We start from the raw sequence: 12453 nt of genomic DNA on the forward strand, positions 1-12453 counted from the left end.
CGTGCGGACCGCGACGTATGCAGTGGGAGACCGACTGGGAGCTTCGCGCTCGGATGGCCGCCGTCCTGACCCTGCTTGGCGGCCTGCTCGTCGGGTTCGCGGCGGCGCTCCACTGGGTGCTGACCGACGCGCTCTCGGCGGCCCTGACGCTGATTCTGACCGACGGCGAGGTCCGGGTCGGCGGCGAGACCGTCGCTCGCCTCCCCGACGGGAGCGTCGTGGTCGGCGACCGGCTCGGTCTCGGCCTGCTGGTCGCGCTCTTCGCGGTCGCGGTCGTCTCGGAACTCGTCCTGAGCGAGAAGTTCACCGGCGAGGACGCCGCGGTCCGCGCCGACGAGGACGCGCCCGCCGACCTCCGACGGCGACTCGCTCGCCTCGCCCAGACAGCCGACGCACCCGAACCGACGCTGGTCGTCGCCGAGACCGAGACGCCCAAGGCGTACACGACGGGCGTCCTGCCGGGCAACGCGACGGTGGTCGTCTCGACCGGCCTACTGGAGGCGGTCTCCGACGACGAACTCGACGCGGTGCTGGCCCACGAACTCGCCCACGTCAAGAACCGCGACGCGAGCGTGATGACTGCGGCCTCGCTGGTCGAAATCGTCGGCCAGTGGCTCCTGACGTGGTTCGAGCGTGACCCGGAGAACGTCGAGACCGACCGCCACGGAAACCCACGAGAGAGCGCCGAGCGAGCGCCGCTCGGCGGGTTCGCGCGCATCTTCCACTTCTTCGTCGTCCAGCCGATAGCGTGGGCGTTCTGGTGGGTCGGCAGGGGGCTGACCCGACTCCTCTCGCAGTACCGCGAGTTCGCGGCCGACCGCGGCGCGGCCGCCATCACGGGGTCGCCCGCCGCGGTCGCCTCGGCGCTCGCCACCCTCGACCGCGCGGCCAGCGAGGCCCCGGAGACCGACCGGCGAGCGCGCGCGACGGTCCAGTCGGCGTTCTACGTCGTCCCGGTTCCGGACGCCAACCCGGAGTTCGACCCCTCCGAGTACACCGGCTTCGCGGTCGAGGACCGCGAGCGGAACGCCCTGCAGAAACTGGACGAGGCGGCCACGGACGCGACCGCCGAGGCCGTCGAGACGGCGAACTCGGCGACAGACTTCCCGACCCATCCGGCGACCGACGAGCGCATCGCGCGCCTCCGAGAGCTGGAACGGAAACGCGAGTTCTGACCGCGGTTTCGATTCGGCGCACTGACCGACCTCTGGAATTGGGCGATCGGTGACGCGTTCCGCCGAGAGCGCGCTCGATGACACGGGCCACTGGAACGCGCTCGGTGACGCGACCGACCGCTTGCTGGAAGGGGCCGACCGCAGTTTCGCCGTCGATTACTCTCGGTAACTAGATTGGTACGGGTAACTTTTAGCCGACGGCGCGAGTACCCCCGCCCATGAGCGACGCCGACGAACCGCTCGCGGTGTGGTGCGCCGGAAAGGACTGGTGTCCTATCACCTCGACCGCGACGCTGATTGGCAAGAAGTGGCATCCCGTGGTGGTCCATCGACTGCTCCAGAGCGGACCGATGGGGTTCAACGAACTGAAAGACGACGTGGACGGCATCTCCAGCAAGGTCCTCTCGGACAGCCTCGACGACCTCGAAGAGAAGGGACTGGTGAACCGCGACATCGTGAGCGAGAAACCTGTCCGCGTCCAGTACTCGCTGACCGAGCGCGGCGCGTCGCTCGAATCCCTCATCGAGGAGATGCACGATTGGGGTGCCGAGTACCTCACCGCGGCCGACGAGAGAGAAGACGCCATCTCGTGAGCGCGGCGGGGAGTTGAGTCGCCGAACCGACATTCCATATCGCGTTATTCAATTTACCACCGTCTCGTACGTCGCGGCGAGGGGGTAGCGCCGCCCCGTCCCGCAGACCTTCCGCGCGTCTTCGAGGAGGGCGCGGCCTGCCAGCGACGAGAATCGTCCTACCGAGCCCCGACCGTCGTTCCGATTCGACCCTCTAGTTTATATCTCAGAACGGGACGACTGCCCGGCCATGGGACACCGCGCACTTCTCGCCTATCGACGCGACAACTCGACTCTGACCGGCGATTCGACCGGCGAAGACGACGACACCGGTCGCCTGCCGGACGACGCCGCGGAAGCCGGCGACGACACCCCGACCTACGACCTGCATCGCTCCCACTGGGGCGGCGCGGACTTCGCGCTCCTCGACCGCATCCGCCCCGACGCGCCGTACGCGACCGACACGCAGTTCGCCGTGGACCCCGAACCGATAGCGACCGGTCTCACGCTCGCCGAAATCGCCGCGGACCACCTGAACTTCCTCCACCACGAAGCGTTCTATCGAGTCGCCGCGGACTACGAGACCACCGCGTTCCACCCGGTCTGGTTCGGTCTCGACATCGACAGCGAGACCGTCGAACGGAGCGCGACGGTCGGCCACGGCGCGCTGGTCGAGGCGGTCCCCGAGGAGGCGAACTACTTCCGGGGTTGGGTCCGAGGCACGAAAGCCGTCGTCGGCGAGATGGTGGACCGCGAGGCCCTCTCCCGCGAGGCGGCCCGCGACTACCTCGTCGAGCGCGTCCGGTCGTGGGCCGACGACCGGGTGGTCGTCGTGCCGTCGTGACCGGCCTGCCAGTCGCCCGACACGCGCCGCTTTAGTGCGCTCGCCGCGTAACGACGCCAGTGACACTCGCAGACGGCGACTCCGCGGCCGACGCGCTCGTCCGACCCGACCCCGAGACCGCACGCGACCGCATCGCCGCCGCCATCGAACGCGACGAGATGCTGACGGTCTTCGGGCGCTGTACGGTCGAGTACGAGGGCCGGGCCGCCAGCCACCTCGGGCCGGGCGACCGATTGGTCGTCCTCAAGCCCGACGGGACCGCGCTGGTCCACACCGACGAGGGCCAGAAGCCGGTCAACTGGCAACCGCCCGGCTGTTCCCACGAGGTCCGCCTCGCCGACGGCGCGGTCCGCATCGAGAGCCGCCGGACCGGTCCCGACGAGGAGCTGACGGTCGCCTTCGAGCGAATCGAGCAGGTCTCGACCTTCGACGTGACCGACCGGCGCGACCTCTCGCTACAGGGGACCGAGGAGGACCTCCGCCAGCGGATTCTGGAGACCCCCGACCTCGTCGAAGAGGGGTTCACGCCGCTCGCCACCGAGCGCGAGACGCCCGCCGGCGCGGTGGACGTCTACGGCAGGGACCGCGACGGTCGCACCGTCGTCGTGGAACTCAAGCGCAAGCGGGTCGGCCCGGACGCGGTGGGGCAGTTGGATCGCTACGTCGAGGCGCTGGAGCGGGACCTGCACGCGAACGCCGAGATTCGCGGAATCTTGATCTCGCCGTCGGTGACCGAACGGGCGCGGAACCTCCTCGCGGAGAAGGGCTTGGAGTTCGTGTCGGTCGGGCCGCCGGAATGAAAATTTGTTTTTGTGCTAAGGTTATTCGAATCAGGGCCGACAACGACGTAGATTCGAAGAACGCCTACGAAGCCCCCGCACGCTGGCGGTCGCTGGCCGACATATCCTCCGCTCACTGCGTTCGCTCCGGATAGCGGTCGGCCAGACGACCACGGGCCTACGGCCCGCCAGCGCGCGGCCCCTTCATCCCGCCCGGTAGTCCGTGGCACCGAGCGCGAGCGAGAAAACCGGACGTCGCGCTCTGGGCGGCTACTCCACGTCGCGCTTCAGCTCGGCGAGTTCGTTCATCGCCTCAAGCGGCGTCATCGTCGCCACGTCCACCTCGCGGAGTCGCTCGGCGAGTTCGTCGGCCGCGCCGTCGGCGATTGCCTTCGGTGCTGGCTCGGGGGGGTCGCTCGCGCCGTCGTCAATATCCGCATCGACTTCCACGTCCGCCGACTCCGCCTCGGCCAAGAGTTCGCGCGCTCTCCCGACCACCTCGTCGGGCACCCCGGCCTCGCGGGCCACCTGCACGCCGTAGGAGGCGGTGGCCGCGCCACGGCGCACCTCGTGGTCGAAGACCACCTCGTCGTCGGTTCCCTCCGCCGCGAAGTGGAGGTTGAACGCCCGCGGGAGGTCGTCCGCGGTCTCGGTGAGTTCGTGGTGGTGGGTCGCGAAGAGAGTGAGCGCGCCCACCTCGTCGTGGACGTGTTCGGTCACGGCGCGGGCGATGGCGAGTCCGTCGGTCGTGCTGGTTCCCCGGCCCACCTCGTCCAGCAGGACCAGCGACTCGTCTGTCGCGCTCTCTAAAATCGCGGCGAGTTCGGTCATCTCGACCATGAACGTCGAGCGACCCCCGGCGATGTCGTCGCTCGCGCCGACTCGCGTGAAGATGCGGTCCACCGGCGCGATGCGGGCGCTCGCGGCCGGGACGAAGCTCCCGGTCTGGGCGAGGACGGTTATCAGCGCGACCTGCCGCATGTACGTCGATTTCCCCGACATGTTCGGACCGGTGACGACCGCGAACGTATCGTCGGAGTCGAGGTGCGCGTCGTTGGGCACGAACGAATCTTGGGTCCGCTCGACGACGGGGTGGCGACCGCCTTCGACGTGGATGCCGTCGCCGCCGATGTCGGGTCGGGCGTAGTCCCGCGTCGCCGCGACTTCGCCGAGGGCGGCCAGCACGTCGAGTTGGGCCAGCGCGTCGGCGACCGCCTGCACGCGCTCCGATTCGGCGGCGACCGTCGAGCGCACGTCGCGGAACAGTTCGTGTTCGAGGTCGTCGGCCCGGTTCTCGGCGCGCAGAATCTCGTCCTCGCGCTCCTTGAGTTCCGGCGTGTAGAACCGCTCGGAGTTCTTCAGGGTCTGTCTGCGCTCGTAGTCGTCGGGCACCGAGTCGAGGTTCGGGTTCGTCACCTCGATGTAGTAGCCGTGGACCGAGTTGTGCCCGACTTTGAGCGAGTCGATGCCGGTGCGCTCGCGCTCCGTCGCTTCGAGGTCGTCTATCCACGCCTTCCCCTCGCGTTCGGTCTCGCGCAACTCGTCGAGTTCGTCGTCGTAGCCTCGCTCGATGACGTCGCCCTCGGTGATCTCTCTGGCCGGGTCCTCCCGAATCGCACGAGCTATCAGGTCCCGCACGTCCGCGAGTTCGTCCAGTTGGTCGCGGAGTTCGACCAGTCTCTCCGACTCGAAGTCGGCAATCGCGGTCTTCAACTCGGGCACCACGTCGAGGGTCGCCTTCAGCGACCGCAGGTCGCGGGCGTTGGCTCGCCCCCGCGAGATGCGGGCGATGAGGCGCTCGATGTCGTACACCTCCCGGAGCAGGTCCCGCGCTTCCTCGCGGGTCCGCACGTCGTGAGTCCACTCCTCGACCGCGTCGAGGCGCGCCTCGATGCGGTCGGATTCGAGCAGGGGCCGCCGGAGCCAGTCTTTCAGCGTCCGACTGCCGAGCGCGCACGACGTCTCGTCCAGCACGCCGAGCAGGGTCACGTCGGCGTCGCCGTGGACCGTCCGGCGCTCGAACAGTTCGAGGCTAGAGACGGCCACCCGGTCCAACAGCATGTACTCGCGGGGTTCGTAGCGCGTCAGGTGGTTGAGGTAGTCCAGACTGCCGCGTTCACCTCCCGATTCGGTCTCGTCTCCCTCCGCGCCACCGCGGGTGTACTCGGCGTAGGCCAGCAGGGCACCGCAAGCCCGGATTTCGGCGTCGGCGGCCAGCAGCGCGTCCGGCGACCCGAAGTACGACTCGACGCGCTCGCGGGCCGCCTCCGACTCGAAGGCCGCCGCGTCGTAGGGCGAGACCAGGCAGTCCGCGTCGAAGCACTCGGTCGCCGTCTCGTCGGCCGCACCGGGTTCCACGATGGCCTCGGCGGGCGCGAACCGACTCACCTCGTCGGCGATGGCCCCGGTTCGGCGGGCGCTGGTCGCGTAGAAGTCGCCGGTCGAGACGTCCAGCAGGGCGAGTCCGTACCGCTCGTAGTCTTCGGTCAGGCAGGCGACGAAGTTGTTGTCGTCGGTGTCGAGCAGTTCGTCTTCCGTCAGGGTGCCCGGCGTGACGATGCGGGTCACGGCACGGTCCACGACGGTCGTGGTCTCCTCGGGGTCCTGTACCTGGTCGGCGACCGCGACCCGGTAGCCCGCGTCGAGCAGGGTCTCGATGTACGACTCGGCGTTGTCGATGGGGATGCCCGCCATCGGGTAGGTGCCCGTCGAGTCCTCGCGCTGGGTCAGCGCGATTTCGAGCAGTCGGGCGGTCTTCTCGGCGGCCTCGCAGAACGTCTCGTAGAAGTCCCCGACCTGAAACAGCACGAGCGAGTCGTCGTACTCCCGGCAGAGTTCGAAGTACTGACTCATCATCGGCGTCAACTCGTCCTCGTTTTCGGCCATCTTCTCGGGTGCCCCCAGCGCCGCGTCCATGCGTAGAGTACACGAACTGCGGCCCGAAATACCTCTCGGAACCGAGCGACGGCGCGGGTCCGGGTCGTTCTCGGCGTTCTCCTCGGAACCGCGCGAACCCGCCGTGGACGAAACGGCTAACCGCGATAACCGACTACGAACCGACGTGACCGACTCCATCACTCCCGAGAAGCCAGTCCACCTCGCGGACGCCGACGAACTGGACGCCTTCGTCGCCGAGAACGACCTCGCGCTGGTCGATTTCTACACGAAGGGCTGTTCGCTCTGTCAAGCCATCGAACCCGTGGTCGGCAACGTCGCCCGCGCGACCGACGCCGCGGTCGCGCTCTGCAACCCCCGCGACGACCCGCAACTCATCGACCGATTCGAGGTGCGGAGCGTGCCGACGCTCCTGCTGTTCGAGGACGGCGAGTTGGTCGGCGAGATGGCGGAGGGCTTTCGGGGGACCGAGGCGGTGGTCGAGTTCGTGGAGTCGCGCGGACGGGCCGACTGAGCGCCGCGAGCGGGGCGAGCGTCCGATTCCACGGATGGGCTTTTGACCACGCGGCCCGAACTCTCGGGGACCGTCCGGGAGACCGACTCACGATGAACGACGCACTGCTCGCGCTCGCCGCGAACGAAGGTATCTTCGGCGTCCCCCACGACGTCCTCTCGTCGCGCGACGAGTGGCTCGCGCTGGGAATCGGACTGATAGCCGTCGCCTTCGCGGTCCTCTACGACGGCGACTTCGACCTCCGCCCGCTCCGGACCGCTGCGGTGGTCGGTATCGTCGTCTCGCTCGGTCTCTCGGCGCTGGCTCCGCCGATAGTCACCGACGAGTGGCACATTCCGCGGGTCGTCCTCGTCCTCGCGCTGGGGGCGGCGTACGCCTATCGCCGCCGGGACCGATAGCGGAAATCCCGGCCGTCGGTGGGTCGCTTTTGAGGCTTCGTCTCGAAACGAGACCATGAGCCAGCATCCCGACGACGCGTTAGTGGTCTACTCCGATTACGTCTGCCCGTTCTGCTACCTCGGGAAGGCCGCCATGGAACGCTACCGCGAAGAGACCGACGACCCGCCCGAAGTCGAGTGGCGCTTCTACGACCTCCGGGGGTACAAGCGCGGACCAGACGGGAGCATCGACCACGACGTGGACGACGGCAAGGACGACGACTACTTCGCCCAGGTCCGCGAGAACGTCGAGCGCCTGAAAGACCAGTACGACGTGGAGATGGACCTCGACTTCTCGAAGGACGTGGACTCGTGGAACGCCCAGCAGGCCGCGCTCTACGTCCGACAGACCGAGGGCGAGGAGACGTTCCTCGCCTTCCACGAGGCGCTGTTCGAGGCGCTCTGGCAGGACGGCCGGAACATCGGCGACCCGGACGTGCTGGCCGAGATAGCGGACGAACTGGGTCTCGCGCCCGACGAGATTCGGGACGCGACCGCCGACGAGACGCTGGAAGCGGAACTCCGCGAGCGGTTCGAGAGCGCCCAGCAGGCCGGCGTGTCGGGCATCCCGACGTTCGTCTACGAGGGCCACGCGGCGCGGGGCGCGATTCCGCCCGAGCAGTTCGAGCGACTGGTGGACGGGGCGTAGCGAGTTCGAGACGAGCGATTACTCGTAGCGTTCGCGTATTCGCGTTTTGGCGTCGTCTATCGCCGCTTCGACGTTCGCCGCTCGCTCGTGCTCCCGTACCGGACGGAGAGCGACCCGATAGCGGACATCGAACGGTTCGACCACAGGCCGACCCCCGACTGGCTATAGTTCTGCCGTCCCGGCCCGCGCCAGATTCCCCGTGAGAAGGGCCACGCTCGCCACGAAGAAGAGCGCGCCGAGCGGCGACGCCAAGTCCACGAACAGCCAGTAGAGCGGCGCGGCCGCGGCGGGACCGACCGAGACGACCGCCAACTCCGCGACGACCGGGCCACAGCAACAGCAGGCGTTCGGGGCGGCCACTGCCGCGGTGCCCGTGGTGACCTCCGCGCTCCCGGTCGCGTCGTTCGCGCGCCACTGGTAGCCGAGCAGCGCGGCGTTCAATCCGACCAGCACGGCGACCAAGCCGACCATCCCGACCATCCCGACCGAGAGGACGCCGCTGAGCGGCGTCGTCCCGAGGAAGTCGTGGAGGTGGAACTCGAGGCCCGGCCAGTAGACCAGCGGGTTGGCGACCCGCGCGGTCGTGACGAAGCTCTCCGAGAGGTCCACGTTGCCGCCGGGTTCGGGCACGAAGGTCAGCATGCCCATCGAGAACGCGAAGAACAGGCCCGCCACGACGCCCGTGCCCGCGCCGAACCACTTGCTCGGGCGGTCGGCGAGCGCGCGTTCGAGCAGGCCGCCGGCGTCCCGCCGGACGACGTAGCCGACAGCGAGGAGGACCGCCGCGACGAGCAGGTAGCCGACCGGATTGGTCAGCGACCCCGGCACGAGGACGGGGTAGGTGACCCAAAGGCCCAGCAGCATCCCGAGCGCGGCGTAGCGCGGTCTGTCGGGCCACCGCATCCGACCGACGACGAGGCTCCCGACGACGACAGCGAGACCGATGCCGAGCGTCAGCGGGCCGAACCACGCCCGCGCAATCGCGGGTTGGCTGGCCGCGAGCGTCTCGACCGGCGAGAGTTGGACGAGGCCGACCGCGCCGGTCGCGGCGACGACCAATCCGGCGAACGCGCCGCCGAGCGCGACGGTCGCGGAAGTCCGGTCCCGGACGGCGGCGCTCCCGACCGCGGCGACGACGCCGACCAGCAGGACCGCCAGCGCGAACCACTGGGGCATCGGTGGGGCCGCCTCGCCGCCGTGTGCCGACGCGACGGGGACCGCTCCGAGCGCGGCGGCCAGCGTCCCGCCGCGGGCTATCGAACGAGTGTGCATACGCTACGGTCGGGTTCGCGTAGGTATGTATGCGTTGGATTCGGAGACCCGGTCGTCGTGTTGCGGCTCCGCGCTACGGTGCGAGCGCGACGTAGCCCTCCGGTGGGATGGAGGCCTCGACGTAGCCGTTTCCGTCGGCGCGGGCGTTCTGGTCGCCCGTGTAGTCGTTGAGGTCGCGATTGCGCCAACTGGTGTAGGCGGTTCGAGTCTGCCAACTGGTCGAGTTGTTGATGCCGACGAGGAGGTTGCCGTACCGCTCGAAGGCGTACACGTCCGCGTCGGTCACGCGGTCGTAGGCCGCGCCGCTGGCGAGGTTGTTTCGAATCCACAGGAGGTTACGGATGCTGTCGTCGCCGACGCCGTAGTCCTCGCTGTAGACGCGCGGGTAGCCCTCGTAGGTGAGGATGTAGGCGTGTGCGAGCAGCGACTGGGCCGGGTCGGGGCTGTCGTGGTTGCCCGCGAAGGTCAGCGCCCGGTAGGAGTCGCGGTTGACGAAGCCGGCGCCCGACAGCTTGCTCATGTCGCCGCCGGGACCGGAGAACGCCTCGTACTTCATCACGTTGTACAGCCGGTAGTCGGTGACGGACATCCCGGTGTCGGCGTATCCTTGCAGGTAGTCGAGCTTGGACTTCCCGTCGTACGATTCGGGGATGACCTCCCCGACGGTGTAGAGGTCGCTGGCCCACTGGTTGGCGTAGTCGGCGAAGAAGGACTCGGGGACGTGCTTGGCGGCGTCCCACCGGATGCCGTCCACGCCGAGACTGCGGTACTTATCGACGTACTTCTTCAACTCGCCGCGGACGTACGACGATTCGTGCTTCAGATCCCGGAGGCCGACGAGCCAGCACCCCTCAACGGAGTAGTCGCTGGAGTAGTCGATGCTACACTCCGGGTGAAAGTCGTCGCTACCGAACTGCGGGATATCGGCGAGGCTCACCTTCCGTTCGAAGGCGTCCCCGCCCGCGGCCATGTGGTTGACGACGGCGTCGGCGATGACCTCCAACCCCTGACTGTGGGCCTCCCGTATCATCGACTCGTACTCGGCTTCGGTCCCGAACTCGCTGTCGAAGTCGAGCAAGTCGATGGGCTGGTAGCCCAGTGGCGGGTCGTACTTCTCGCCCGTGTACTCGCGTTCGTACTCGTAGACCCGACTGAACTGGGCGGGCGGGACCTGAATCGCGTCGTACCCCTGGTCGGCGAGCGTCGAGAGGTCGGACTCGATGGTCGTCCAGTCGGTGTGGTAGTACTGGTACACCGCACCCGAACCGAGAGCGGCCGCGTTTCCGGTCGCGAATCCCGCGCCCGCGGCGACAGCACCGAGCGCACCGATTCCTTTCAGCACGTTTCTTCGAGAGTGACTATCTCCCGTGGGTATCTCTGGCATCCGTTCGTGAATTTGTGAGGAAATATTATAACATTATCTTACGATTACTTCAACTTTCGTTAAAGAATTCTCTTGATTTATCATGTCCTGACGTTTCGGGACGGACGACACCCCGTCGTCGTCGCTCCACGCCGAAACTTACGTCAAAGTGGGCCCCGACCCTCCGCTATGGACGCACGCGCCCTCTCGGAGTTCGGCCGCCGCGACTGGGAGACCGACACCGACCACGAACCCGTCCGGTTCGCCATGATCGGACTCGGGTGGTGGACCCGCGAGGAGGCAATCCCCGCGACCGAGGAGAGCGACCGCTGTGAGACCACCGTGGTCGTCAGCGGCGACCGCGACAAGGCCGCGGACGTGGCCGAGGCGTCCGCGAACGCCGAGACCGCCGTCACCTACGAGGAGTTCCACGACGGCGCGGCGACCGACGAGTACGACGCCGTGTACATTGCTACGCCGAACGCCAAGCACGTCGAATTCGTGGAGTCGGCCGCCGAGTTCGGGAAAGCGGTCCTCTGCGAGAAACCGATGGAGGCGACGCCCGAGCGCGCCCGCCGGATAGTCGAGGCCTGCGAGGGCGAGGTGCCGCTGATGGTCGCCTACCGGATGCACACCGAACCGGCCGTCCGCCGGGCGCGCGAACTCGTCGCCGAGGGTGCCATCGGCGACCCGATGCTCGTCCACGGGAGCATGTCTCAGGACCTGCTGGAGATATTCTCGAACCCCGACCAGTGGCGACTCGACCCCGACCTCTCGGGTCCGGGCGCGTCGGTGATGGACTTGGGCATCTACCCGCTCAACACCGCGCGGTTCGTCCTCGACGCCGACCCCGTCGAGGTCTCGGCGCTCGCGCGCTCGGACGGCGAGGCGTTCTCGGACGTGCCCGACGAGGTGGCCACCTTCGAGGTCCGGTTCGACGACGGCACGCTCGCGGCCTGTTCGGCCAGTCAGAACGCCAACCGGTCGAGCCACCTCAAGGTCGTCGGCACCGACGGCGAGGTGAGCATCGAACCCGCGTTCTTCGACCGCCAGAGCCGCCAATTCGAACTCGAAGTAAACGGGACCCGCGCGGCCGTCGAACCCGAGCAGGTAGACCAGATGCTCGAAGAGTTCGACTACTTCGCCCATCAGGTCCGGACCGACCGCGACCTCTACGCCGACGGTCGCCACGGACTCGTGGACATCGAGACGCTGCACGCCATCTACGAGAGCGCAGAACAGGGGTCGGTCGTGGAACTGTAGTCCGATCGTCGGTCCGGTCGAATTTCTCGCCGTCGTCTCGGGTTCCGCGGTCGTCGTTCTCCGCCGAAAAAAGAGCGTTCAACCGAGGACGTAGCGCAGTTTCGGGTACTTCTCGACCAGCGTTTCGCCGCCGAGGTCGTACTGCTCGATGATGGCGTCGAGTCCGAGGATGCGGCCCGCGCCGAACGCCGCGACCGAGAGGAAGACGAGCATGTACGCGAAGTCCCCGTTGATGAGGCCGTGAGCGACGTCCCAGTTGCCGAAGTAGAACATCAGCATCATGAACGCGCCGAAGAACGCCGCGAGGCGGGTCAGCGCGCCGACCAACAGGCCGAGACCGATGAGGAGTTCACCCCACGGCACGGCGACGCTGAGGAAGTCGGCGAACCACGGCGTCGAGCCCATCCAGTGGAACAGGCCGACCAGCGGGCTCTCGGCCGGGACCGCGTTCATGAGATAGCCCGTCGCGCTAAACGGTTCGGCCGCGGTAATCTTCGTGAATCCGGAGTACGCGAAGGCGTACCCCATCATGAGCCGTAACGCGAGGACGAACCACGCGCTCAGGCTGTGGGCCTTGCCGTTGACCGTGACGCCGCCGATCGTGCTCTCGAACTCGTTGACTCGGGTTTTGATGTCGTTAGTAGCCATCGTCGTTCACCTTACACTCGAACAGACGACCGGATAGCGCAT

The 12453-nt window shown here is 67.8% G+C and carries 12 protein-coding genes; 8 read left to right on the plus strand and 4 right to left on the minus strand.

Annotated elements, in window-relative coordinates; all coding sequences use genetic code 11:
* The first annotated feature begins 17 nt into the window (after window positions 1-17).
* The 4 genes from M0R88_RS09905 (at window position 18) to nucS (ending at window position 3391) form a co-directional block, all read left to right on the plus strand.
* Window positions 18-1175, plus strand: coding sequence for a M48 family metalloprotease (locus M0R88_RS09905; RefSeq protein WP_248653351.1), 1158 nt, complete (start codon window positions 18-20; stop codon window positions 1173-1175).
* 218 nt (window positions 1176-1393) lie between these two features.
* Window positions 1394-1768 (plus strand): winged helix-turn-helix transcriptional regulator, encoded by a 375-nt coding sequence (locus M0R88_RS09910; protein WP_248653352.1) that lies wholly within the window; start codon window positions 1394-1396, stop codon window positions 1766-1768.
* Between the two features lie 229 nt (window positions 1769-1997).
* Complete coding sequence (locus tag M0R88_RS09915) at window positions 1998-2591, plus strand: DUF6735 family protein (protein ID WP_248653353.1); 594 nt, start codon at window positions 1998-2000, stop codon at window positions 2589-2591.
* Window positions 2592-2650: 59 nt separating this feature from the next.
* On the plus strand, window positions 2651-3391 hold the full coding sequence (nucS, locus tag M0R88_RS09920; RefSeq protein ID WP_256468558.1) for an endonuclease NucS: 741 nt from the start codon (window positions 2651-2653) through the stop codon (window positions 3389-3391).
* A 249-nt stretch (window positions 3392-3640) separates the two neighbouring features.
* Here nucS and mutS read toward each other — a convergent pair whose 3' ends face one another.
* On the minus strand, window positions 3641-6286 hold the full coding sequence (gene mutS, locus M0R88_RS09925; RefSeq protein ID WP_248653354.1) for a DNA mismatch repair protein MutS: 2646 nt from the start codon (window positions 6284-6286) through the stop codon (window positions 3641-3643).
* 145 nt (window positions 6287-6431) lie between these two features.
* Between mutS and M0R88_RS09930 the strand changes: the two genes are divergently transcribed.
* The 3 genes from M0R88_RS09930 (at window position 6432) to M0R88_RS09940 (ending at window position 7865) form a co-directional block, all read left to right on the plus strand.
* Window positions 6432-6779: a thioredoxin family protein gene (locus M0R88_RS09930; protein WP_248653355.1), complete on the plus strand. Its 348-nt coding sequence runs from the start codon at window positions 6432-6434 to the stop codon at window positions 6777-6779.
* A 92-nt stretch (window positions 6780-6871) separates the two neighbouring features.
* Window positions 6872-7177 carry a hypothetical protein gene (locus tag M0R88_RS09935; RefSeq protein WP_248653356.1) on the plus strand — a complete coding sequence of 102 codons (306 nt, stop codon included), beginning with the start codon at window positions 6872-6874 and terminating at the stop codon, window positions 7175-7177.
* Between the two features lie 55 nt (window positions 7178-7232).
* A complete protein-coding gene (locus tag M0R88_RS09940) occupies window positions 7233-7865 on the plus strand; it encodes a DsbA family oxidoreductase (protein ID WP_248653357.1) in 633 nt (210 codons plus the stop codon).
* 162 nt (window positions 7866-8027) lie between these two features.
* On the opposite strand, the gene M0R88_RS09945 is transcribed toward M0R88_RS09940, so the two are convergent.
* Together M0R88_RS09945 and M0R88_RS09950 are read right to left on the minus strand one after the other, a co-directional pair.
* On the minus strand, window positions 8028-9137 hold the full coding sequence (locus M0R88_RS09945) for a hypothetical protein (RefSeq protein ID WP_248653358.1): 1110 nt from the start codon (window positions 9135-9137) through the stop codon (window positions 8028-8030).
* Between the two features lie 73 nt (window positions 9138-9210).
* A complete protein-coding gene (locus tag M0R88_RS09950; protein WP_248653359.1) occupies window positions 9211-10479 on the minus strand; it encodes an alpha-amylase domain-containing protein in 1269 nt (422 codons plus the stop codon).
* A gap of 210 nt (window positions 10480-10689) precedes the next feature.
* On the opposite strand from M0R88_RS09950, the gene gfo6 reads away from it, so the two are divergent.
* Window positions 10690-11763 carry a D-xylose 1-dehydrogenase Gfo6 gene (gene gfo6 / locus M0R88_RS09955; RefSeq protein ID WP_248653360.1) on the plus strand — a complete coding sequence of 358 codons (1074 nt, stop codon included), beginning with the start codon at window positions 10690-10692 and terminating at the stop codon, window positions 11761-11763.
* A gap of 78 nt (window positions 11764-11841) precedes the next feature.
* Here gfo6 and M0R88_RS09960 read toward each other — a convergent pair whose 3' ends face one another.
* A complete protein-coding gene (locus tag M0R88_RS09960; protein ID WP_248653361.1) occupies window positions 11842-12411 on the minus strand; it encodes a DoxX family protein in 570 nt (189 codons plus the stop codon).
* Between the last annotated feature and the right edge of the window lie 42 nt (window positions 12412-12453).

It is taken from the genome of Halorussus gelatinilyticus, from assembly GCF_023238445.1.
GTDB lineage: Archaea > Halobacteriota > Halobacteria > Halobacteriales > Haladaptataceae > Halorussus > Halorussus gelatinilyticus.

Bases quoted from the DNA above. Each gene is read 5' to 3' on its own strand.
- M0R88_RS09905 (WP_248653351.1), top strand. From the start codon at position 18: ATGCAGTGGGAGACCGACTGGGAGCTTCGCGCTCGGATGGCCGCCGTC.
- M0R88_RS09910 (WP_248653352.1), top strand. From the start codon at position 1,394: ATGAGCGACGCCGACGAACCGCTCGCGGTGTGGTGCGCCGGAAAGGAC.
- M0R88_RS09915 (WP_248653353.1), top strand. From the start codon at position 1,998: ATGGGACACCGCGCACTTCTCGCCTATCGACGCGACAACTCGACTCTG.
- mutS (WP_248653354.1), bottom strand. From the start codon at position 6,286: ATGGACGCGGCGCTGGGGGCACCCGAGAAGATGGCCGAAAACGAGGAC.
- M0R88_RS09935 (WP_248653356.1), top strand. From the start codon at position 6,872: ATGAACGACGCACTGCTCGCGCTCGCCGCGAACGAAGGTATCTTCGGC.
- M0R88_RS09940 (WP_248653357.1), top strand. From the start codon at position 7,233: ATGAGCCAGCATCCCGACGACGCGTTAGTGGTCTACTCCGATTACGTC.
- M0R88_RS09945 (WP_248653358.1), bottom strand. From the start codon at position 9,137: ATGCACACTCGTTCGATAGCCCGCGGCGGGACGCTGGCCGCCGCGCTC.
- gfo6 (WP_248653360.1), top strand. From the start codon at position 10,690: ATGGACGCACGCGCCCTCTCGGAGTTCGGCCGCCGCGACTGGGAGACC.
- M0R88_RS09960 (WP_248653361.1), bottom strand. From the start codon at position 12,411: ATGGCTACTAACGACATCAAAACCCGAGTCAACGAGTTCGAGAGCACG.